The 23,706-nt window shown below is 42.8% G+C and carries 19 protein-coding genes; 8 read left to right on the top strand and 11 right to left on the bottom strand.

From position 1 onward, the window contains the following. Positions 1-3 precede the first annotated feature (3 nt). Positions 4-318 carry a YbaB/EbfC family nucleoid-associated protein gene (locus tag DI53_RS02135; RefSeq protein WP_037494830.1) on the bottom strand — a complete coding sequence of 105 codons (315 nt, stop codon included), beginning with the start codon at positions 316-318 and terminating at the stop codon, positions 4-6. A 120-nt stretch (positions 319-438) separates the two neighbouring features. Between DI53_RS02135 and DI53_RS02140 the strand changes: the two genes are divergently transcribed. Further along, positions 439-936: a hypothetical protein gene (locus DI53_RS02140; protein ID WP_037494831.1), complete on the top strand. Its 498-nt coding sequence runs from the start codon at positions 439-441 to the stop codon at positions 934-936. Between the two features lie 45 nt (positions 937-981). Here the strand turns inward: DI53_RS02140 and DI53_RS02145 are convergent, their stop codons facing one another. After that, positions 982-1,974, bottom strand: a complete 993-nt coding sequence (locus DI53_RS02145; RefSeq protein WP_037494833.1) for a hypothetical protein — start codon at positions 1,972-1,974, stop codon at positions 982-984. Between the two features lie 211 nt (positions 1,975-2,185). Here DI53_RS02145 and DI53_RS02150 point away from each other — a divergent pair, with 211 nt between their 5' ends. Further along, positions 2,186-2,761: a thymidine kinase gene (locus tag DI53_RS02150; protein WP_037494835.1), complete on the top strand. Its 576-nt coding sequence runs from the start codon at positions 2,186-2,188 to the stop codon at positions 2,759-2,761. A gap of 157 nt (positions 2,762-2,918) precedes the next feature. On the opposite strand, the gene DI53_RS02155 is transcribed toward DI53_RS02150, so the two are convergent. Together DI53_RS02155 and DI53_RS02160 are read right to left on the bottom strand one after the other, a co-directional pair. Further along, positions 2,919-3,428: a glutathione peroxidase gene (locus DI53_RS02155; protein ID WP_037494836.1), complete on the bottom strand. Its 510-nt coding sequence runs from the start codon at positions 3,426-3,428 to the stop codon at positions 2,919-2,921. Between the two features lie 15 nt (positions 3,429-3,443). Next, entirely contained in the window at positions 3,444-4,307 is an 864-nt protein-coding gene (locus DI53_RS02160) for an N-acetylglucosamine kinase (protein ID WP_037494838.1), read from the bottom strand. Positions 4,308-4,440: 133 nt separating this feature from the next. Between DI53_RS02160 and DI53_RS02165 the strand changes: the two genes are divergently transcribed. Continuing rightward, positions 4,441-6,189, top strand: coding sequence for a M61 family metallopeptidase (locus DI53_RS02165; RefSeq protein ID WP_037494840.1), 1,749 nt, complete (start codon positions 4,441-4,443; stop codon positions 6,187-6,189). A 99-nt stretch (positions 6,190-6,288) separates the two neighbouring features. Here DI53_RS02165 and DI53_RS02170 read toward each other — a convergent pair whose 3' ends face one another. Then, positions 6,289-6,816, bottom strand: coding sequence for a hypothetical protein (locus DI53_RS02170; RefSeq protein WP_037494842.1), 528 nt, complete (start codon positions 6,814-6,816; stop codon positions 6,289-6,291). A gap of 172 nt (positions 6,817-6,988) precedes the next feature. On the opposite strand from DI53_RS02170, the gene DI53_RS02175 reads away from it, so the two are divergent. Together DI53_RS02175 and DI53_RS02180 are read left to right on the top strand one after the other, a co-directional pair. Next, positions 6,989-8,752 (top strand): AMP-dependent synthetase/ligase, encoded by a 1,764-nt coding sequence (locus DI53_RS02175; protein WP_037494843.1) that lies wholly within the window; start codon positions 6,989-6,991, stop codon positions 8,750-8,752. Between the two features lie 4 nt (positions 8,753-8,756). Then, complete coding sequence (locus DI53_RS02180) at positions 8,757-9,698, top strand: YihY/virulence factor BrkB family protein (RefSeq protein WP_071790447.1); 942 nt, start codon at positions 8,757-8,759, stop codon at positions 9,696-9,698. 206 nt (positions 9,699-9,904) lie between these two features. On the opposite strand, the gene DI53_RS02185 is transcribed toward DI53_RS02180, so the two are convergent. After that, on the bottom strand, positions 9,905-12,625 hold the full coding sequence (locus DI53_RS02185) for a carboxypeptidase-like regulatory domain-containing protein (RefSeq protein ID WP_241462349.1): 2,721 nt from the start codon (positions 12,623-12,625) through the stop codon (positions 9,905-9,907). Between the two features lie 67 nt (positions 12,626-12,692). After that, entirely contained in the window at positions 12,693-14,168 is a 1,476-nt protein-coding gene (cls, locus tag DI53_RS02190; RefSeq protein WP_241462350.1) for a cardiolipin synthase, read from the bottom strand. Between the two features lie 176 nt (positions 14,169-14,344). On the opposite strand from cls, the gene DI53_RS02195 reads away from it, so the two are divergent. The 3 genes from DI53_RS02195 (at position 14,345) to DI53_RS02205 (ending at position 20,221) form a co-directional block, all read left to right on the top strand. Next, positions 14,345-15,511 carry an efflux RND transporter periplasmic adaptor subunit gene (locus DI53_RS02195; RefSeq protein ID WP_037494845.1) on the top strand — a complete coding sequence of 389 codons (1,167 nt, stop codon included), beginning with the start codon at positions 14,345-14,347 and terminating at the stop codon, positions 15,509-15,511. A gap of 84 nt (positions 15,512-15,595) precedes the next feature. Then, positions 15,596-18,757 (top strand): efflux RND transporter permease subunit, encoded by a 3,162-nt coding sequence (locus DI53_RS02200; RefSeq protein ID WP_037494846.1) that lies wholly within the window; start codon positions 15,596-15,598, stop codon positions 18,755-18,757. A gap of 3 nt (positions 18,758-18,760) precedes the next feature. Beyond that, the gene (locus tag DI53_RS02205; RefSeq protein ID WP_037494848.1) at positions 18,761-20,221 is read left to right on the top strand and encodes an efflux transporter outer membrane subunit; all 1,461 of its coding nucleotides are present in this window, start codon (positions 18,761-18,763) and stop codon (positions 20,219-20,221) included. A gap of 76 nt (positions 20,222-20,297) precedes the next feature. Here DI53_RS02205 and DI53_RS02210 read toward each other — a convergent pair whose 3' ends face one another. The 4 genes from DI53_RS02210 to DI53_RS02225 are packed head-to-tail and all read right to left on the bottom strand — an operon-like array spanning position 20,298 to position 23,706. Further along, a complete protein-coding gene (locus DI53_RS02210) occupies positions 20,298-20,990 on the bottom strand; it encodes a sulfite exporter TauE/SafE family protein (RefSeq protein ID WP_037494849.1) in 693 nt (230 codons plus the stop codon). A 3-nt stretch (positions 20,991-20,993) separates the two neighbouring features. Further along, complete coding sequence (locus tag DI53_RS02215; RefSeq protein WP_052071972.1) at positions 20,994-21,416, bottom strand: FixH family protein; 423 nt, start codon at positions 21,414-21,416, stop codon at positions 20,994-20,996. A gap of 7 nt (positions 21,417-21,423) precedes the next feature. After that, positions 21,424-22,812: a cytochrome c oxidase accessory protein CcoG gene (gene ccoG / locus DI53_RS02220; protein ID WP_052071973.1), complete on the bottom strand. Its 1,389-nt coding sequence runs from the start codon at positions 22,810-22,812 to the stop codon at positions 21,424-21,426. A 24-nt stretch (positions 22,813-22,836) separates the two neighbouring features. Next, positions 22,837-23,706, bottom strand: a complete 870-nt coding sequence (locus DI53_RS02225) for a cbb3-type cytochrome c oxidase N-terminal domain-containing protein (protein ID WP_241462351.1) — start codon at positions 23,704-23,706, stop codon at positions 22,837-22,839.

The following is a 23,706-nucleotide window of genomic DNA, read 5'->3' on the forward strand; positions in this document are numbered from 1 at the left end:
CGTTTATTTGTTGAATAGATTTCCTAAACCGCCGAGGCCACCAAGCAAGTCTTGCGACATAGCCTGCATCTCCGACTGACTAACGTTTTCTGCCTGTTGCAGCGTTTTATTTAACGCGACGATAAGCAGCTCTTCCAATTCTTCCTTATCTGCCTGCGCTAAAAATTCTGGATCAATGATCACCTCTTTAATTTCCTTGTTCGCCGAAGCAATTACACGGATTTTCCCACCCTCTGCTTCTCCAGAAACTGAAATTCCATCCAATCTTTTTTTAACTTCTTCAGCCTTTTGCTGAGCCTGCATTAATTTGTCGAACATAATTATACACTTAATTTGATCATGCAATTTACAAATTATGTGCCAGTAGTACACATTAAACCTCGCAGATTAGGTTCTTCAACATCGCTTATGTAACTTTGCGATGTCAAATATATATGCATGGAAGAGTTTAATTTCTACACAAATCTATACAAAGAAAAATTGCAAAACGCCCCTCACGAAGCGGAGTATCTCGACGAGGAGATCAATATCCTGATCCATAAGTTGAAATTTATCCCGCAAGAACAGCGCCCCACGGTGTTGATTGTGGAACAGCGGTCTGGTTTTGAGCCTATTTATAATGACCAATTGCTCGATAGTGTGCAGATCGCTGGGGGAAGTCTTCTACAGGAAAAGTTTGACAATCCTTCAACGTTGTTGATTGTGCAAGACAATGAGCGTTTATATGGAGAACTTAGTGTATTGCTGGAAGATGATCTCCTTGCCCGAACGAATGCGGTGTTGGCTAACCAGGTCTACATAATCCAAAAGAACGACCTAGGTTTGAATAAAGAAGATTTTTTGGAAGATGTGGAAATATGTGCCGAAATATTACAACCCAAATATTTCATTTATGGGCATCAAGGAAAGGATTGGGTAAAGTTTGATCTCGCCTAAGAAAAAGGCTTTCTCACCTATTGGTCGAAAGCCTTCTTCGCTGCGTTACATAAATTTCTTCCGCAATACGGCATACAGTTTCTCGACTGTCTGTGGCTTATCAGCCCAATTATTTTTAAGCGCGTAATTCGTCTGCAGAAACACATCGGCTTCTGCAAAAGAGTTATACCGATTTAAAAGCTCTATTGCCTCACTATAGGCTAACGAATACCCGTTAAATAAATCTTTGATAAATAGAAGTTTATCGTTTAGATTGATAACTGTTTTAAGGTCTACAACTTTGCTTTCAGCGGATTTTACACCTGCTGTTGGTATTGGGTTGTTATGCACTTGGCCAAGTCCTGACTGTGCTTGACGTTGCTGTTGAAGCATCTCATTAAGTGTTAATGGTCTGCTAGGCTTCACCTCTTCTTGGACTGGCTTGCTTTCAATTACAATTTCCTTAGGTGCTTGGATCACTTCATTCACTACAGCTTCTACAGCTTCGTTTTCAGTAACCTTTTCAAATGGTTGGTCAGCGCTATCTTTTTGTGTGCTTTCTTCTACTGACACTGGCGAGTCCACTTCATCATGCGCAGCAACCTCAGGCGTGGAAAATAAGTTTTTCGAAGAATTATCATTCTCACTGCTTGGTTCCGTTGCGGACGAAGATTCCGTTTCGTTGGGCGCATCAACAGGCGCTGGTGATGAATCTTCCACCGAAGAAGCTTGCTCTTCTTCAATCTCTTCTTCTACGGGCTGTTTATCGGCTGCCTCATTTAAGACCACAGGCGGTGTAAATACGATCTCTTTCTCGGTATCGTTTTCCGATGCGTCATGGCCAACTTTTGTCGCTGCTGCTGTATTCTGTTCCACAGGAGATTCCAACTGCCTTAACACCTCAAGGTGTGTTGTCAGAAATTTTGCTTTCGCTTCCAGCAATAATATATCAATTGCTTTAATCCCTTCGCCGGACTCCGACAGTTCAGTATAGCCGTCATTAAGCTCCAACAACAACTCGCCAATTTTCGAAAAAATAGATTCTTTTGTATACGCCATATTTTGTCTTTATTTAATTTTTAAGGTCCACATGCTGTTTATTACGTTCGTGGATAGTGGAAAATAAAATGAACTGATAGCTACCATATTCCAGCTCTGACCTCATTTCCTTCGTTCAAATTTAAGATATAATTCTGATATTAGCACAGATTCAAGTAGAAGTTTTAAGATACCTTAAGCCTCTCTTTTTCAACTTTCATAAAACCACAACATGCTGTTTTCCGAACATACGTTTATTCAGAAAAATGCCCAAGTAGGAAGTATCGAGGTGATTTGCGGCTCGATGTTTTCCGGAAAAACGGAAGAACTTATCCGCAGGATGAAACGTGCACAATTTGCAAAATTGCCCGTTGAGATTTTTAAGCCCGCTATTGATATCCGCTATGATGAGCGCGCCGTCGTATCGCATAATAGCAACAGCATCCCTTCTACTCCGATCTCGCACTCGTCCGCTATCCTGTTGCTTAGGGCGGATACCAAAGTGGTGGGAATTGATGAAGCCCAGTTTTTTGATGAAGAACTTCCAAACGTCTGTGTGCAACTTGCAAATGCTGGCGTTCGCGTCATTGTTGCAGGTCTTGATATGGACTTCAAAGGCATGCCCTTCGGCCCTATACCCGCCTTAATGGCAATTGCGGAGCATGTCACCAAAGTGCATGCGGTATGTATGCAATGTGGTGCGCCCGCTAATTACTCTTTCCGTATATCGGGACAGGAAGAACGTGTCATCCTGGGCGAGAAAGACATTTACGAGCCGCGTTGTCGCTCTTGCTATTACAAGCTTTAAGAAGCATCCTTAAATCTTAACAAAAGCTTAATATACTATGCTCGTTGTGTTTATTTAAGGTGCGTACCTTTATCGTTAACAAAATTAGTTTATAAATGATCCCGCCATTGCTAAAAAAGACTCCCAAGGGAGTCTTTTTTAGCAATATAAGATTGCATTACTTCAACTGCGAGGTAATGCTGCTGTCTAATGGATTCACTTTAGATCGGTAGCGATGTACCAATTTGCCGTCTTTCCCAATTAAGAACTTTTCAAAGTTCCAATTAATGTCACCAGTGAAGTCGGCATTTTCGGCACTCGTTAGAAACTTAAATAGTGGATCTATGTCCTTTCCTTTGACATCGACTTTCTCCGACAATAAAAAGGTTACACCATAATTTTTCTCGCAAAAATCCTGAATCTCTTCATTTGTTCCAGGCTCTTGCCCACCAAAGTTATCTGCAGGAAATCCAATAATTACTAGATCTTTACCATACTGCTCATGCAAAGCTTGTAAATCTTTATACTGCTTTGTAAACCCACATTTGGATGCCGTATTGACGATGAGAATATTTTTTCCTTTGAAATTGGCCATGTTTACTTCATCCCCATCAATCGATGTGAATTTAAAATCATAAATAGATGTCGCTGGTGCAAACATGGAAACCAGCAACATAATTGTGCTCATTACTGTCATATGTTATTATTCTTGTATCAACTTCGTTTCTCTATCAACAATAAAATGGAACAAATGTTCCATCGGACTCTTCAAAATCGCTCCCATCTTCACGCCTAGCACTTCGCATACCTCCCGCAATTGCAAATCGAAATGGTAAGCGATGCGTCCGACAAAGTGTACCTTATGTTCCCAATAGTCCGGGTATGTCATCACGTTTGTCCGTAAAAACTCGTCAAAACCATTGCGAAGAAGTGTATCAATATAGGGATGCAATCGATTATCGCTCATAAACTCGGCAAAAGACGCTAGGTAAGCGTTTGGACGATCACGCTGATACACATTCTTGATAACGATGTCTTTATTGAGGCGGTATTTTTCGGAAAATTTTTTCATCAGGTCTTTCGGCATTTTGTCGTAAAGAAAGGCGGTGATCAGCTGTTTGCCAAACCACGCTCCAGACCCCTCATCGCCCAGCACGTAGCCTATACCATGAACGCCCGTCGTCAAATGTTCACCATCAAAAAAACCGATATCCGATCCTGTACCGATGGTAGATACATAGCCTTTTTTATCGCCACAGGTCGCGTAAGCACAGCCCAAAAGATCACTTTCCACGGAGATAAAGGCTGTTGGAAATATCTCCGTAAGGGCATTGGAAACAATTTCCCTACGATCTGGCGTAACACAGCCTGCTCCAAAAAAGTAAACCTCATGAATTTCATTTGCATAAGGCAAAATCTCGGGCACTTCCTTCATCACTTTTGCAATCTCTTTCTCATTGACGAAAAAGGGATTCAGACCTTTGGTACGAAAAGATAAGGGCTTACTATCGGGTAGGTTAAGCATCCAGTCTGAATTCGAGGATCCGCTATCGGCAACTAAAATCATAAATACTATTAAAATAATCTATAGCCAAAGATAATGATTAAAATACACAAAATTCGTCCCATTTCCATTATCCGTTGGATGTCCCGAAGAATAAGATTAGTTTTGTGGGGATTATTTGATAAAAGCACTGTACATGTCTGAATTGTCTATAAACTTTTCCATTTCTTTTAAAGAACCGCAAGCCCACTACGTCGAAATAGAAATGGTCATCCCACAATTGGATGGCGAATATATCGACCTGAAAATGCCGGTTTGGACGCCTGGCTCCTATTTGGTGCGGGAGTATTCTCGAAACATCGAAAATCTATACGCTACCTCTGCCGGCCAAGCATTGCAATGCAATAAAGTATCAAAAAACACCTGGCGTGTAGCCAAAGGCAACCCTACTGAAGCTGTAAAGGTTTCCTACCGCATCTACGGCTTTGAAGCATCGGTACGTACAAATTTCATTGACGCAGACCATGCTTTCCTCAGCCCAGCTGCAACATTTTTGTACGTGGACGGCTTGCTCCATTACCCAAGCCAGGTCACCGTACATTTGCCAGAGCAATGGAAAAACATATCCACAGGGCTACCCAAGCTTGATACAACCAGCAATACGTTTTACGCAGACAATTTCGACATACTTTTTGACTCGCCTCTTGAAATAGGCAACCAAGACATATGGTATTTCGAAGCGGCAAATGTGAAACATGAATTTGCCATGGTAGGCGGGGGTTCTTATAATAAACAGCAACTGACGAGCGATCTCACAAAGATAATCGAGCAGGAAACCGCACTGTGGGGTGAAAATCCCAATAGCAATTATGTATTCATAACGCATAACTATAATGCAGGTAGCGGCGGTCTTGAACATTTAAATTCTACCGTACTAGCAACGAGTAGAAACTCTTATAAAATAGAAGCTTCCTACAAAAATTTTCTGAGCCTGGCGGCGCATGAGTATTTCCATTTATGGAACGTAAAGCGCCTTCGACCGAAAGCACTCGGACCGTTTAATTACGCGGAAGAGAATTATACGGTGGGCCTTTGGATAATGGAAGGTTTCACCGCATATTATGATAATCTTATTATTCGCCGTTGTGGATTCTTTTCTGTTAAAGAATACCTCAACGCCTTAGCGAATGAATTTAATTTAGTCTACAATAGAGCAGGCCATCGCATACAGTCCGCTGCCCAGGCCAGTTTCGATACCTGGATTAAACAATACCGGCCGGATGAAAATTCTATAAACAGCAGCATATCCTATTATAATAAGGGGGCGATGCTAGCTGCTGCCTTAGATACGCAAATCATAGCGAGTACGCATGGAAAGAAACGACTTGACGATGTATTACGTGAGGCATACAACACTTTCTATAAGAAGGAAAGCCGAGGATTTGAAGAAGACGAATTTCGCCAATTAGCAGAAGCAATAACCGGCGTTGAACTCGGCGAAATTTTTGATGCCGCACATACCACTGTCGAACTGGATTACAACAGTTTCTTCAACAAGGTAGGCTACGAGCTGGTAGATCTAAATAGCGAAAACAGAGAACTTTCGTTGGGTATTCGTCTTGTTGAACAAGATGGTAGGCTGTTTGTCAAAAATGTAGAGCGGTCTTCCGGAGCTTGGGATGCCGGCTTAAATGTCAACGACGAACTTATTGCTATTAACGGAAACCGTTTGGACAGCAGCGGTAAGGAATTAGATTTCGCACTGGTGCAAGGACAATATGAAGAGATAGTTGACTTGCTTATTGCACGCGACGGGCGTACGCGCGTAATTTATGCACCGCTGCGTTACTGCGGGAAACAGCTTTGGAATATACAACCTAAACTGGACGCGACAGAAGAGGAAAAAGTGCTGGGGAAAATATGGCTTTCCGTCGTCGAATCTTAACAAGCTTCTTAGCCATCGCAACAGCCTAAAGCTGTAAAAAGCCTTCGCTATACAAGAATTTTGTATAGCGAAGGCTTTCTTATATTCGCATGATTTTTTTTAAAATTTATAACGAATGGTCAATCCAAATGGATCAATCAAACGAATAGAGCTTTCTTGTAGAAAATCAAAATAGGGTTTTAAATCTACGGACACCGATAAAGGGGTTGTTGGTATCGCATACTCTACACCGATAATCCCATCAATACTTAATGCAAGCTCCGATTTGTTATCCGTTCTTTCAGTCACTGTTTGTCCTGCTTCATTAACCCAAGTTCTCACCACATCCTTATCGCGCGAGCTTCCTACACTACCACCGAAACCATAGAACCAGGAAAAATTCTCTGCCAATGGTTTATGAAATTCATACAACCCGACCAGCCTAAAACGCCTAGATTTCGAATTACTCTGTAAGCTCATAATTCCTTGCACTGCTCTATCTTCTGCTAGGGTATAGCGATAGGAAAATCCGGTGGCACTTCCAAAGCGTCCGCCTACCGCGTGCTGCGTATCTAATTGCGCCGAAACCTTCCCGAAAGAAAGCAGAACGATCCCGAATGTTAATAACGGCCAACTTGCTTTATTCATGTATGTATTATATTTAATGTAGCTCAAAAATAGTACTTTTTTTTACATGCGAAAAGTTAAAATCTGTTATCATTTACTTACATTTTTTTCGAACAATTCGCTTGTTCATCTGTAAAACATTATATTAGTAGTACGATAACATACTATTATAGACCATTAATTTTTGATGAATATGAACAAACTTATTAGGTTATTCGATATTATTGAGCGCTACAAATCGCAGTATGCACAGTCGACTATGCTCGCCGGAAAACGAGATGGCAAATGGGTGAAATATGGGACAGATGATTTTGTAAAGAGCGTTGACAACTTAAGCAAAGCATTGATAGATAAGGGGCTGCAAAAAGGTGACAAGGTAGCGTTGATGTCAGGAAATAGGCCTGAATGGAATATTACTGACTTCGCTTGTAATCAATTGGGCGTGGCTATCGTCCCCTTATACCCTACCCTATCAGCACAAGACCTTTCTTATATCATAAATGATGCTGGGGCAAAATTGGTATTTGTTAGCAACGCCGATCTCACAAAGAAAATAGACCAGGCCATGGATGAGCACCAGCTCGATATTGAGGTATATACTTTTGATGATGTAGCTGGTAAAACATGTTATCAAGAGCTGCTAGATAAAGGTGAAACTCTCGAGATCGATCTAGCACCTATACGTGCAGGGGTAGATAGCGAAGATTTGCTGACTTTAATATATACTTCCGGAACAACAGGTAAACCAAAAGGTGTTTTTTTGACGCACGGCAACATCTTAAGCAATGTGGAAGCCTGTGGGCATCTGGTGCCCGATCACGCTGAGACGGCGCTAAGCTTCCTCCCCCTATGCCATATTTTCGAACGCATGGTGGTGTACCTCTACCTTTCCAAGGGTATTCAGATTTATTATGCCGAAAACCTCGACAACATTGTCGTTGATATCAATGATGTGAAACCACAAATATTTACTACTGTTCCGAGGGTATTGGAAAAAGTTTATGACAAGATTGTTGACAAGGGCAAAGCACTTACCGGCATAAAAAAGAAGCTGTTTTTTTGGGCATTGGATTTAGGCCATAGCTATCAGGAGCCGCCAAAAAATGGGGCTATTTATAATTTGAAGCTTGGCATAGCGCGGAAATTAATTTTCTCTAAATGGAAGGAGGCGCTGGGCGGTAACATCGAGTTAATCATATCCGGCGGAGCAGCCCTTCAAGAGCGGTTGGGCAGAGTATTTTGGGCGGCAGGCATAAAAGTGCTGGAAGGCTACGGACTGACAGAAACCTCACCGGTTATCGCGGTAAATTCACATGTGGAAACCGATGTTAAATTTGGAACTGTAGGGCGCGTATTGAAAAACCTCGAGGTGAAGATAGCCACTGATGGCGAGATACTGGTAAAAGGGCCAAGCATTACATCTGGATATTTTAAGAACGAAGAAGCCACGAAAGAAGCAATTGATGAGCAAGGCTTTTTCCATACAGGAGATATCGGCGAACTTACTAAGGATGGCTTTTTGAAAATCACCGATAGAAAAAAAGAAATGTTTAAGACCGCCGGTGGGAAGTACGTAGCACCGCAAGCGCTCGAGAATAAGTTTATGGAATCTACGCTTATCGCGCAGGTAATGGTGGTCGGAGAAAATCAACGTTTTCCAGCGGCGCTGATCGTGCCCGCGTTCGAAGAGCTAGAAAAATGGGCAAAGCACAAAGGAATAGCATTCAATTCGAAAGACGAACTCATTGAAAATGCCGATGTCGTTGACAAATATCAGAAAGAGATTGAACGCTTGAATAACGATTTCGGACAATGGGAAAAAGTCAAAAAATTTAAACTATTGCCAAAAGAGTGGACGATTGACGGCGGCGAGCTTACTCCAAAATTAAGTTTGAAACGGAAAGTGATCCTTAAAAACACAGAGTCGATCATTAACAAAATATACGAAGAACATTAATCATATGGAAAAAGAGACAATTGGCCAAAAATTAAAAGGTTTTGGCCTTCTGTTATTTGATACTGTAAACGATTTTTTAGATGACAAATGTTTAAAAAAAAGTGCGTCCTTAGCCTATTACACCGTATTCTCGATAGGCCCACTTGTGCTTATATTGATCTGGGCACTTGGTTTTTTTTACGGCAGCCAGTTGGATAGCCCTACTGGTGCCCGCGATGAGATCATGGGGGAGCTGAACCAATTGTTCGGAAATGATATTGCCAACATGTTAGATTCCGCTATCAAACGCATATCTTTCGAGAGCAGAAACAGCATCGGGGTCTATGTGGGTATTGGCGCATTGATATTTTCGTCGACGACGATCTTCGTCGATATCCAAAACTCCATAAACGAGATTTGGCGAGTGAAAGCTAAGCCAAAAAAGGGCTGGCTGAAAATTATCTTCGACCGGTTGATCTCTTTTTCCATGATCATCGGCCTTGGCTTTTTATTGATGACATCCCTGATCCTTAGCAGTATTATCGGCGTGCTGATGAATTACACGGTGAGATACCTACCAGACCTTGACATACAGTTGATTGGTATGGTTAATTCCGCCGTTTCTTTCTTAGTTATCACGACGCTGTTCGGTTCTATTTTCGCCCTTTTGCCAGATGCAAAAGTCCGCTTTCGCGATATTCTTTGGGGTGCCATCTTCACCACATTGCTCTTCTTATTAGGGAAATCTCTTATATCCTATTACCTGACTAATAATGCTACGGCCAGTTCATACGGCGCTGCCGGCTCTGTCATCATCCTACTTGCTTTCGTCTACTATGCTGCTGCCATACTCTACTTCGGCGCCGAGTTTACCAAAAATTACGCGAAGCGATACGGTAAGGGAATCGTGCCAAGTTCGTATGCGGTGCTAGTAAAGCAGACGGAGTTAGAGATCGATGATAAATAATGGATAAAGTAGATGTAGCTTATCTGGTGCGCTGATACTTATAAACCTCACAGGCTCCGCACCAAATACTCAGCGAGACTTTTAGATATAACTTCTACAAAACAAGAGAAGGTGCTTATAGCGTAGGGCTTCAGCGAAATTGCGCGAAGCCAAGCTAATAAGCACCTTCTTTGATCTATTTTGCTCGTAATAGCTATTGGGCTATACTATTTAACGTTGTAATAGTAAACCTTTCGACCTATAGTTCCCGCTTGATCTTGCCCTTCCACAACTACTTTATACTTACCGTTACCATCAGCATTAAAGAAATTGAATGTAGCGTTTCCTTCACTGTCCAGCCGAACATCTGGATTCCAGTAAATTGTCGTTCTGTAGTCGTTTGTATTCTTGCTTTCTGCAGTCGTATACTTCGGCATATAAAACTCCCTTTCTTTCACATACCCCAGCGGTACCATATCAATGATATTTGTTTTCGGAAGCATGCTTTCAATCTCGGCAAGTGACATGCGCGGTTGCTTCTTTTGCTCGGTTTTCTTGGTCAAAATGGATACTACGCCATCATTCTGATACGTTCTACTCACCGTACCTAAATCATCCCGAAGGAAAATCTCTATTGCTTCAATTTCGCTAGGTTGAATAGAGTTTAATGAAGGCTCGTCAATAGGCATACCGTTTAAGAAAAATTGTACCGGAACACGCCCCCCTTGATTGTAATTACGAGAGATGTAATATTTGAGGGTTTGATTGTCATAAGTAATCCCTGTTAACAAGGTTGATAGACACATGGTCAATACATTACACCCTGTTATGCGGTTGGCCTCAATTCGATGTTCCGGCATGGAAAGCCCCGAAAGCGCTGAAAACTCTTTACTTGTCACCGTTTTCCGTTGCACGGCTGTTACCTCTACCTCATCGATTAATATGGATGTGCGGTACTCATTTTTACTATTTGTGAGGTAAGCTTTCATAGCGTTGTCGATATTCGGTAAATTGTTTCCGGTATACGGATTTCCCTGATCAATTCCCGGAAACTCCGTTGGATCCATGTTAATTACCAAACTTCTAAAATTGTCATTCCCCCTGGCGCTGATCGTTACTTTCGACGAATCAGGAAAGACCAAATTTTCGAAAACGAAACGTCCGTTATTATCCGTGTAGGTATCCTTCCTTAAATTACGCGCCGGAACGGAAAGGAGTAGGCCGCCATTGGGGAAAGTGCGCCCTGTGTTTAAACGCAATGTTCCAGTCAGGGAAATACCTTGCTCTGGTAAGAACCGTGCCTGTGGCAGCTTCTCTGCAATAAGATCATCGTATGAGAAGCGTCTGAATCCTTGCGTCATCAGTAAATTATTAAGTGCCTCCATCCTATTCTCATGTTTCTCATTGAAGTAATAGTTCGGTTGCTCCACATAACCCTTCAAATCAGAAGTCAAAAGGTAGTTGCTCAAAATCCCCAAATCCTGATCGTCCTCGTAGGGAACTTTAGATTCGTCGATAACAGCAATGGAGTAATTTCCTTGCAATGAATCTTTAGGCGCAACATGCACCGATAGCTTCACTGCTTCTTTCTGCGTATAACTTGTTTTATCTGTTTTTACAGCAATGTCCAATAAGGGTTGTGATTCGTTAAATACGAGCCGTTCACTAATCAATTTACCGTCCGGTTGCAAAATGCTTAATTGTACTATTCCATTTGGCAGTTTATCTTTTGGAATATTTACCAATACAGACGAATTTTTCAAGGTTGCTTGTGCAGCATACACCAAATGTCCGTTAGATTGCCCAAGTATGTAGAAAGGCTGATTGGTTGCTTTTTCATAAAACGCATCATTAGCCAGCAGTCCAACTTGCAAGTTTGTGCCATCGTCCTTCAATAACACTACGTTTATACCTTCAGCTTTCACTTCCGGTAAATCCACCGTCCGTTGCACGCCATTTTCAAAAGAAATATTAGCCTTATATTTTTCACCCAACACCGGCACAAATTCAAATGATCCCATTCCGAAGGCCAAATCAGTAAATGACGCAACTTCTTTTTTCTTGCTATCGACAATCTTTCCGGAAACCTTTAACCCCTTACCCACGGCGTTGCTCGCCTTGAAAGCCACCTTTTTTGACAATCCGGCGAGCAGATCTCCACCTTCTGGGAAGAACTGCACATCAGCATCCCACAGCGCATGCTGTAAGGAATAATTACCGACAAGTGCCGGCTCGAGTTTATCGCCGTCTACTTTCACGATCAAACGTCCTTTTTTTAGGTATTCACGTTCTTTGATCGTCAAATTGATGTTCACGCGGCCCATGTCATCGGTTTCACCTTTCCCTTTGTCAAAAGGATCCCAGCCATCAATAGCCTCCCAAGTTATCTTACGCCTGCCTAACAGATTTCCTGATCGATCTCTAAACTGAATACTTGCCTTCGTTTTATTTGTTCCCTCAGGATTGAACGTAATCTCTGCACCTAATTTCTTATTGATAGCATCCCCCACAGGCACGATCTTATTATAAAAATAGTCAGGGTCAAAGTTTGCCATCCATTTCGTGTAGGCACGAAACCTATAATTATCTTGCGCTACAAACTGCGGATCAAGAACCAACTGACCCTTTCCACCATTTTCTTTCAATGGAACGCGAAAGGTCTGAATAAGCGAATCCTTGCTGGAAAGCATTTCCACATATATTATTTTGCTAGGCGCATACTCATAAAGGTTATGGTGTAAATAGGTTTTAAACCAAAGCGTATCGCCCACGGCATAGTAGGGTTTATCAAAGTGCACATGCACCTTTTCCACAGGGTAAACACCAAAATATTTTTGTACTTTTTCTACTACGGTATTAATAGGAATTGTCGGTAACTGCTGGCCAAGAACTTGCTTTGAAGAACAAAGAAAGAACAGGGCAAACAGCCAAATAGAGAATCTTTTCATCAATATACACATTTTTCGCGGAGCTAAATATATTGATTTTTATTGCAAAAATGAAGAATTTAACAGCTTATAACAGTGGCGCCAAAAGCCGGCATACCGAATCAAGGCCTCTTTTCCATGCTTTTCGTTTCTTCCATTCGCGCAATGTCATACGTTCAGAATCCAGCTTATCAAGGTCAAATTGGTTTTCTAATTGCGAACAAAGTTCCGGGTCAGAAATGACGGCGGCAACCTCATAATTAATGTAGAAGCTTCGCGTATCGAGGTTTACCGTTCCTATGAAAGATAGCTTCCCATCGATGTTAATCGTCTTTGCATGGATAAAGCCTTTTTTATAAAAATACACCTGCACGCCCCGTTCCAATAGCGGCTTAATAAAGGATAGACTGGCGTGCTGCACGATATAGCTATCTGATTTTTCGGGCAACATCAGTTCGACCTGTAAACCAGCCGCCGCGGCTACCTGTAAGGCCGTGGCAAGTTCATCGCTCGGAATATAATAAGGTGTAACCAACTGGATTTTTTTATCGGCCTCGCCAATTGCGGTTAAAATAGCTTCCATGTTGTAGGGAGCGGCAGAAGCCGGATCACTGGAAACAAACGAAGTTGCCGCTTCACCGCGTTTCTCGTCAGACGGGATGCTTCGCAGGTAGCCGTCGCTCAACAGGAATGGACGACCATCAGCCAAGTTCCAAGAGTTCCAGAAGCCAATTTGCAACATGTTAATCGCAGGACCTTCTATTTTCACTGCGGTGTCTCGCCAATACGCATCGTTATTGCCTTCTTCGCTATTTATGTAACGATCTGATATATTTATTCCGCCCACGTAGCCAACCGCAGCATCAATCACCGCAATTTTTCGATGATTTCGGTAATTGCTATTGGCAAGTGAGGTAAACGTGACAGGCATGAAAGGTTTGAATAATATCTTCGACTGCGCTTGTTTAGCCATATACTTTATCAGATCGGGCGACCCAAAACTGTCGACCAAAAGACGCACCTGCACACCTTCCCCCGCTTTAGCTTCCAATGCATTCAATACTTGCAGACCAATGCCATCCAACTCAAAAATGTAGTACTCCAAGTGAATGGAATGCTTTGCTGCACGTATACTACCCAAAAGTGCGGGGAATTTTGCTTCCCCATTGATAAGCAAAGCAACCTTATTGCCAACCGTAGGCGAGGATAGCCGCTCGTTTTTCAAAAATGTGAAAACACGAGAAAGACTTCCTATTTTTGTGGCGATATGCAAAATGTCCTCCTCCATGTAAGGCTCCAAATGCTGCCATTCCTTTTTCAGGCGAATAGCTTGCGCCTGATTGATACGTTTTATGCGCTTTACCTTGTTAAACTTCTGTCCGAAAAGGTAGTAAAGAAGCAAACCCATAATCGGCAAAAAGACGATAACCAATACCCAAGAAATTGTTTTTGTGGGATTCCTATTTTCAATGAGAATAGTGCTTATTACTCCGAAGTAAAACAGCAGCAATGGTATCCAATACCAGTGTTGAATAAACTCTAGAATCGGTTGTAAGTGCTCCATAACATGCATATTGCTCATTAATATAAAGAATATAATATTGAATTATGTAACATGATTTTAACGTTAAGAATTGTTAAAGGGTCAACATATTTCCAGGAAAAAATGTTATACTTGCAAACATCATGTAACTAAACCGTTACAATTTTATTACAGGTCGTACAAGATAAAGAGAAGAGATGAATTTAAAAAGTTCTAATTTTAAACAAATAGCTTTTGCATTAACACTTATAGCCAGTACAATGGGCTTAACAAATTGTAGCACGGGTAAGTCTGAAGAGAAAGAAAACGCAACTAAGGCCCTAGCACTTCCTGTACATACTGTCGAAATCAGTGATGCTGTGACAGTAAAGGATTACTTGGGAACTATCGAGGGAAAGGTGAACGTGGAAGTTCGGCCCCAGGTTGAAGGAATTTTAAAGGAAATTTACGTAGATGAAGGAGCTTTCGTTCAGAAAGGCCAGAAACTATTTAAGATCGATGCTTCTGCATATCAAGAAGTTTTGAACAATATGGTAGCAACACAAAACGTTGCAAAAGCAAAGCTGGAAAATGCGAAGCTGGAAGTAGAGCGCCTGCGCCCTTTGGTAGAGAATGATGTGATTTCAGACGTCCGCTTACAGACGGCGAAATCGGAGTACGATGTAGCAATGGCCTCGTTAGACCAAGCCACGGCTGCCGTTCGCAGCGCGCAAATCAATAAAGAGTTCACGATATTGACAGCACCGGTAAACGGGTACATAGGCCGCATTCCAAAACGCATAGGGAATCTTGTGGGCAAAGGCGATAGCGAACCGTTGACGGTACTTTCCGATGTGCAGGAAGTATTCGTATACTTCTCCATGAATGAATCCGACTTTCTCTATTTCACGAAACTAAAGGCAAAACAAGATAGTGCTGCGGGTATAAAACTGGGTAACAACCAATTGAATTTTCCCGAAGCCACATTAATTCTTGCAGATGGCGAAGAATATGTGAAGAAAGGAAGAGTAGATGCTGTTAATGGACAGGTAGATCGCACAACAGGTGCAATCTCGCTGCGCGCATCCTTCCCTAATACCAAAAACATACTTCGTAGCGGGAGCACCGGGACGCTGAAAATTTCTGAGGTCAAAAAAAATGTGATCCAAATCCCCCAGATTGCAACAAGTGAGCTGCAAGACCGTACCTTTGTATACGTGTTAAATAATAATAACAAGGTGGAACGACGTTCCATCACAATCAAAGGATCGAGTAAAGATAATTACATTGTATCATCAGGCCTAAACCGGGGCGATCGTGTTCTGCTATCAGGACTCGACAAAATTACCGATGGTTCCAGTGTAATTCCGATCCAACAAAAGTAGTTGTTAGTTTTTCATGTCAGTCATTCGCATTCCATTGTACCGCACGGTACGGTTGCGCCGATATGTGTCTTTTAAAAAACGTATATGTTAAAAACCTTCGTAAATAGACCTGTCTTAGCTACGGTTGTCTCTTTGATTCTTGTTATCTTAGGCTTGGTCGGTTTAAAAACGCTACCTATCAGTAGGTTTCCCGAAATAGCGCCGCCTAGTGTAGTAGTCTCCCTAAGTTATCCAGGAGCCAATTCGGAAACAGTTGCAGAGAGTGTATTACTTCCCGTTGAAGAGGCCATTAATGGTGTCGAAGATATGACGTACATACGCTCATCCGCGAGTAACTCTGGCGCAGGCAGCGTACAGGTATTTTTCAAAACGGGAACAAATCCGGATATCGCTTCTGTAAACGTTCAAACCCGGATATCGAAGGCCATAAGCACCATCCCTGCTGAAGTAAATGAAAACGGGATTACCGTGCAACCGCGGCAAAGTGGTGCTATCATGACGATCAATCTTTATTCTGATCATAAAGATTCCGTCTACGATGAAACGTTTTTGCAAGCGTTCGCACAGATTAACATGATCCGTCCCCTACTACGGGTAGATGGCGTTGCACAGGTTTCTCGTATCGGGGCGCGTGATTATTCGATGCGTGTATGGCTAAATCCAGAAAAGCTGGCGGTATATAACTTAGTCCCGCAAGATGTTACGAAGGCATTGAGCGATCAGAACTTTGAAATCGCGCCCGGAAAATTCGGTGAAACGTCCGATGAAGTATTTGAAACTGTTATCAAGCATAAGGGGCGATTTTCCAAGCCTGAGGAGTTTGAGAATATGGTTATCAAAACGAATAAGGATGGATCCGTCTTGTATTTAAAAGATATCGCTCGAATCGAATTTGGGGCTACCAATCTTGGTAGTGACAATAAAGTGAATGGACATCCAGGTTTAACGCTGAATATCACACAGACTAGTGGATCTAATGCCCATGCTATTGATATCGAAGTGCGCAAAGTCTTGGAGGAGATGTCTAAGACCTTTCCAAAAGGCATACATTACGAAATATCCTACAGTGTACGCGATCAGATCGACGAATCGATCAGCCAAGTAAAACATACGTTATTCGAAGCCTTTATATTGGTATTCATCATTGTATTTATTTTCTTGCAGGATTTTCGATCAACCTTAATCCCCGCGATAGCCATTCCTGTATCATTAGTCGGAACGTTCTTCTTCTTGAGCATGTTTGGATTTTCCTTGAATGTGCTTACGATGTTTGCCCTCGTGCTGGCCATCGGTATCGTTGTCGATGATGCGATCGTCGTGGTGGAAGCAATACACCAGAAAATGCACGATACCGGTATGAAGCCCAAGGCCGCGACGCTGGAAACCATGTCTGAAATTACCGGTGCTATCCTGTCAATCACGATGGTCATGGCGGCCGTGTTTCTTCCCGTTGGATTTATGGAAGGGCCCGCCGGAATCTTTTACCGACAATTTGCTTATACCCTAGCCACGGCTATTTTAATCTCTGCCCTCAATGCCTTAACCTTAAGCCCTGCGCTCTGTGCGCTATTGCTTAAACCCGTGAAACATGGGGAAGCAGCCGCGGAAGAGGGAAAGAAAGAAAATAAGTTTAACAGGTACAAGAATAGGTTCTTTCATGCATTCAACGCTTCTTTCGACCGGCTGACAACGAAGTATGTAACCGCTGTTAAGTTTCTTATTGCCAAGAAAAAAGTTGCATGGTTAGGTTTGGTGCTGATTACGGTTGCCGGCGCTATCTTCTTGGTAAAAACTCCAAAAAGTTTTATTCCTACGGAAGATGACGGTTTTGTTACCTATGCGCTTATTATGCCTCCAGGAGCTTCATTGTCGCGTACAACGGCCGTTCTACGCCAAGCAGACAGCATTATGCAAAAGTACAATGATGTGGCTGGGATGACAACCGTGTCAGGGTTCAACGCGTTGGATGGTAGTACAAGCCCTGCCTTCGCCGCAGGTTATATTAATCTAAAACCACATAGCGAAAGGCGAGACATCCCAAATATCGAATCGTTTATGGACAGTGTACGTGCCGACCTTTCGCAAATTAACGAAGCGTCTTTCAAAGTGTTCCCCCGGCCTACCGTACAGGGATTTGGAGATTTCGCCGGGATTGAATTGGTACTGCAAGATCGACTGGGTGGAGATATCCGTGACTTCGATATGGTAGCGGATACCTTTATTAACCAGATCAACGATCTTCCAGAAATCGCTAATGCATATACATCATTTGCATCAAACTTTCCACAATACGAAGCTGATATTGACGTGGTCAAAGCGAAAAGTCTAGGTGTCGATATCAAGGAGATGATGAATACCATTCGGATGTATTTCGCGCGCGTGAATGCGGGCGATTTTAACCGCTTCGGCCGAACATACCGTGTATATATGCAATCTGACTTTGACTTCCGCACAGACCCAGAATCGCTAAATTCTATCTTCGTTCGAAACAAAGACGGTGCGATGGTTCCTGTTGGAACGTTAATGACATTAAAGAAGGTGATCGGGCCGGAGACCATTTCTCGTTACAACCTGTACAATTCCATTACCGTTAACGCCACCCCTGCCGCTGGATTTAGTACCGGAGATGCCATGGATGCTATCGAGAGATTAGCTACCGAACAGCTTCCCGGCAACTACGGCTACGAATGGACGGGAATGTCCTTTGAGGAGCGCCAATCAGGCTCGCAAACGATCTTAATATTCGGCCTAAGCCTTCTGTTCGTCTATTTCTTGCTATCTGCACAATACGAAAGTTATATACTGCCCTGGGCAGTCCTCCTTTCTGTGCCAGTGGGACTAGTCGGCGTATTTACCACTGTCTTGCTAGTGGGACTTCAGAATAATATTTATGTGCAGGTTGGCCTTATTATGTTGATAGGCTTGCTGGCCAAGAATGCTATCCTAATTGTGGAGTTTGCTGTTCAAGAACGCGAAAAAGGGATGAGTGTTTACAACGCGGCAATAATGGGAGCCAAGTTAAGATTAAGACCTATCTTGATGACATCGTTGGCATTTGTAGCGGGTTTAGTACCGTTAATGTGGAGTGTAGGACCTTCCGCTATAGGGAACCACTCCATTAGTTTCAGTGCCGCCGGTGGCATGCTCGCTGGAGTTATCTTCGGCATATTTATTATCCCGATGCTGTTTGTGGTATTCAAGACTTTAGATGAAAAAGTCAAAAAAAGATTTAAAACGGAGGAATAAAGCATGAAACATTTAAGATTTGTTCATCTATTATATTGCATAGCCTTAATTTTTGCTGCATCTGCCTGTAAGGTGGGCAAGCCCTATCAACCACCCGAATTGGGACTACCAAAAGAGTTTCGCGGTGATACGATCACCTATAGCGCAGATACGATAATCTTCGGTCATATTTCTTGGCGCGACTTCTTCAAGGATCCGCAATTGCTATCACTAATCGACAGTGGCTTAGCAAATAATTACGATATGCGCACCGCATTAAAAAATATTGAAATTGCCAATCGCAACCTTCGTCAAAATAGGCTAGAGTATCTTCCATCTTTCGATGCAAATATAGCTACCGTAAACCGGCAATACCGCTCCAAGGACTTTTATGCAGGTCCATCGTCGAAATGGTATGCACAAGATGGTCCCGAGGCGCCAGATAAGCTATTTAACTATCAATCACAATTTGCCAGCGGCGTAGAATTTAGCTGGGAGCTCGATATCTGGGGACGTATTGCGAATCAAAAAGATCAGTTAAAAGCAGAATTTTTGGATTCCTATGAGGCGAAAAATGCAATCCAAACGGTGTTGGTGGCAGATATTGCCAAAGGCTATTTCAACCTCATCATGCTGGATGCGCAAATTGAAGTTGCAAAGCGAAATTTAACATTGAATGATAGCACATTACGCATGATACAGCTGCAGTTTGAAGCAGGTGAAATAACGGCATTAGCCATACAGCAAACAGAGTCGCAGCGCCTATTGGCAGCCTCACTCATTCCAGAGATTGAGAAGGAAATAGCCATTCAGGAAAACTCGCTCCGTGTACTGATTGGGCAGATGCCTGAAGCTGTGGGCCGTAACAACAAAATAGACAGCCTCATGAATACCGAGATAGGTATTACACTCGGGGCGCCCCTCGAGATCGTACGGAACAGACCGGATATCAAGCGCGCCGAATACGCACTGATATCCGCCAATGCCCAAATGAATGTACAGCAAATTATGCGCTATCCGCAGCTCTCATTAAACGGTGTTTTTGGTGTCAACTCCATGCTTCCGAAAAATTGGTTCAATATACCTGGAGCACTCCTAGGCGGCATTGTTGGAAACCTAACCGGGCCGGTCTTTAGAAACGGAAGATTGAAAAATCAATACGAAGTAGCGAGATTAGAACGAGACAAGGCCGAACTGGAACTACAGCGCTCGGTTATGGAAGCGGTAAGTGAGGTGTCTAATGCGGTCGTAACCGTGGAAAAACAAGTGGAGCAGCTTAAGCTCGGGCGCAAGCGTGTAGAGAATTCGCAACTTGCCGTAAGAAATGCTTCGCTGTTATTTAAAGGAGGCTACGCTACCTACTTAGAAGTCATTACAGCGCAGAGCAATGCGCTGGATAGTGAGCTTTCACTTGTAGATATTGGTGCTCGCCAACTTCAAGCTTACGTTGATCTATACCGATCCCTTGGCGGCGGTTGGCAGTAAATTTGTCCAATATTTTTTCAAATAAACGCGATTAAAAGCGGTACCGTTAATTACCATACGGTATCGCTAAACAATGTTACATACAATGTATCGCTCCTTCGACATGCAGCAATGGGCTTAAATAGGGAATATCTAGATTTGCTCCCCGTAAAATAAACCAAACACCCATAAGGAGATATAAAAAGGGAATCAATCGATTAAATCCACTCTTAAATGCCGACCGTGATACTCCCCCTATTATCGAAAAAACGAAGAGCAAAGGCAATGTTCCCAAACCAAAACACAGCATAAAAAAGAAACTCCCCGAAACGGAATCTGCGCTCATCGCCGATGCCAAAGCCATGTACACCATTCCACAGGGTAATATCCCATTCAATATACCCACGAAAAACGCAGCACCGCGCATATTGAGCCATGAGCCCATCATTTTGGTCAACGGCTTTAATGCACGCACTTGCCAAGCAGCAAGGCCGCTGTGACGTTTACCAAACATGAATACAATCGCTAATGCGACTAAAATTACACCCATCACGATACTAAAGCCCTGCTGCCAGCCCCGCATAAAAGCGAGATTGCCAACTACTCCCAACAGCAGACCCAGAAAGCCATACATCATAATACGCCCCAGTTGGTAAAGCAGGCGCTGCTGCAGCACTCGCCAACTGAAGCCCAGCTGCCTGTCTATAGCTAAAATCAATGGACCGCACATGGCAACACAATGTATGCTTCCAAACAGTCCGATAAAAAAAGCAAGATGATAGTAAGTCATAACCTAAAAATATAAGCGGTGCTCAGAAATATAGGTTTTACCCTCGCTTTCCCATGATATTTCCATCTGCCAGTTGCCTTTTTGGAAAGAGGCAATCGCTACCCTGTAGCCACTTGCTGTCGTCGCAAAAGGTAAAGTAGTGTCCATAGTATCATCTGCGGGTCGCTTGAATTTTAAATAGCCTTGGTTGTGCGCTTCCTTAAAGTCTATGCAGAGCGTATCACCGATGACGCGAACAGCTGGCCCTGCATCATCCCTTAGTAAATTTTGCTTCCCTAGGTATACTTCGTCGTAATGCAGACTCTTTTCATAGTAGTCTACTTCCTCTAGACTATCTGTATTTTTTACGACCATGTATATGCCTGTACAAACTATGCATAGCATACATACGCCTAATCCTATGAATATTTTTGTTCCCCAGTTCATAATGTTCTTAATTTGATGGCAACGGAGCGATAAAGGTGGTTTTCATCACGTAAACGGACTTACCTTTCGATACCAATTTCACCTTGATGTTTTGCTTATACTGTGTAACATCATTTCTATCGATGTAGAGAAAGAAACTCAAGGTTGCTGTACCATCTTTTTTCAATAAATGAATTGGATTGACTTGTTGCACACTATAGCGCGGATCCGCGGCTTGTAGTTCAAATTCCATTTCATTACCGGATTTATTTAAAAGTTCTAGCGTATAGAGGTTGCCCACCGTACCATCTGCTTTTAAGTGATAGCTACTGCCATTTGCCCTTAGCAGACTTCCACCTATTACAGACCGGTTAAATAAAAGCACAGCAAATACAATGACGAGAAACGCCAGTACCGAAGAATAAGCGAGGGCGCGCATATTTTTCTTTTTAAAAGACGGTTTGTCGAGCGCTTCCGCTGTGGCATAAAACCCGATCAAACCTTTTGGTTTTCCTACTTTGTCCATGACGGCATCGCAAGCATCTATACAAGCTGTACAACTCACACATTCCATTTGAAGCCCGTTTCGTATATCAATCCCTGTAGGGCAAACGTTCACGCAAAGTTTACAATCCACACAATCGCCCTGCGCTGATTGATTTTTCTGTATTTTACCTCGCGGTTCACCGCGATGCAAATCATAGGCCACGGTCAAGCTTTGATCGTCAAGCAGTACACTTTGCAATCGACCATAAGGACATATCGTGGTACACACGATCTCCCTAACATGTGCAAACACAGCATAAAATATCAATGCGAATAGTAGAATTGCAGTAAAGCCAGCAAGATGCTTCGAAACAGGGTCGACGATAATCTGAGCTAAAGGGCCAATACCGATGATATAGGCCAAAAAGGTGTTCGCAATCAAGAATGATAACGCAAAGAAGATGCTATGTTTCAAAAACTTCTTCCACGCTCGGGCATCGGAGTCCGGCCCCTCATTTAGTTTCTTTTGCTGCTGCCAATCGCCCTCTATCCAATACTCAATACGGCGGAAAACAAGTTCCATAAAAATCGTTTGTGGGCATGTCCATCCACACCATACCCGGCCGTAAACTACTGTGAATAGCAGTATACCAATCATCACAATAAGCATCCCAAACACAAAAATGTAGAGATCCTGTGGATAGAAAAGATGACCTACAATAGAAAACTTACGTTCAATGATATTGAACATCAAAAACGGGTTTCCATTAATCTTGATAAATGGCGCTGCAAAAAAGAACAGTAGCAACGGATAGCCCACCCACTGTCGGTAGAGATAAAACCGGCCTTTAGGTTTTTTCGCATAAATCCACTTCCTCTTTCCCTGCAGTCCTTGAACCTGTTTCCCGTTCTCCGCTGGCACTGTTCTCATTTTATTTATATATTATCTATCTTCCTACTCCACTATCGCAACTGCATCTATGGTAGCAGCTGCCTCAGAAATTTTCTCCCCTTGCGGCTCTTTAGCATTTGGCGGATTGCTGCCGTGCAACGAAAGGATATAGTTACTTACCTCGGCAATCTGTCCGGGAGTAAGCGTCTGTTCCCATGGTACCATACCTTTCGCCGCTACACCATATTTCACCACTTTAAAAATATCTTTGATGTCTGCCCCGTGTAGCCAGTAGTCGTCGGTTAGGTTTGGCCCAATACCTCCCTCTCCGGCGTTACCGTGACAGGCGACACAATTCGCCATAAAAATCGCTTTACCCGAAGCAGCCATGCTGCCTGTTTCATCCACTGTGATCGAGGTCTCATCAATCAGATTGGCTGCCTGCGCCAAGTATTCTTGCTTCGCTTTTTCTGCTACCGCGACTTCATGATGATATTCCTGCTCTTGACTCAGTCCCCAGCTGAATACATGGTAAACAAGCAGGTACACGATACCAAAAGCTAATGTGGAATAAAATAGCGCATTGAACCAGGCGGGAATTGGATTGTCCAATTCTTTAATCCCATCATACTCATGGTCGATTTCAATATCCTTTTCTTCCTCCAACGGACGAAGGCTCAGCAGCTTGTTCCAACGTCCCTGCCAATCGATTTTTTTCTTACGCTTTGCGTCCTCTTCTGCCGCTAGATCGGGCATGGTGAGCTTGATTATAGCGTTTACGGCGCGCTGTACCACAATGGAAGAGCAAAGGAGTACCAGCATTACTACGATAAGCGCAATAATTAGCACATCATTATACACCTTTCCTGATCCCATATACCATTCGGTAGTTTTGGCCGTGGTATCTACAGCTAATAATATAGTATTCATCAT

The organism is Sphingobacterium deserti (assembly GCF_000757725.1).
Lineage (GTDB): Bacteria > Bacteroidota > Bacteroidia > Sphingobacteriales > Sphingobacteriaceae > Sphingobacterium > Sphingobacterium deserti.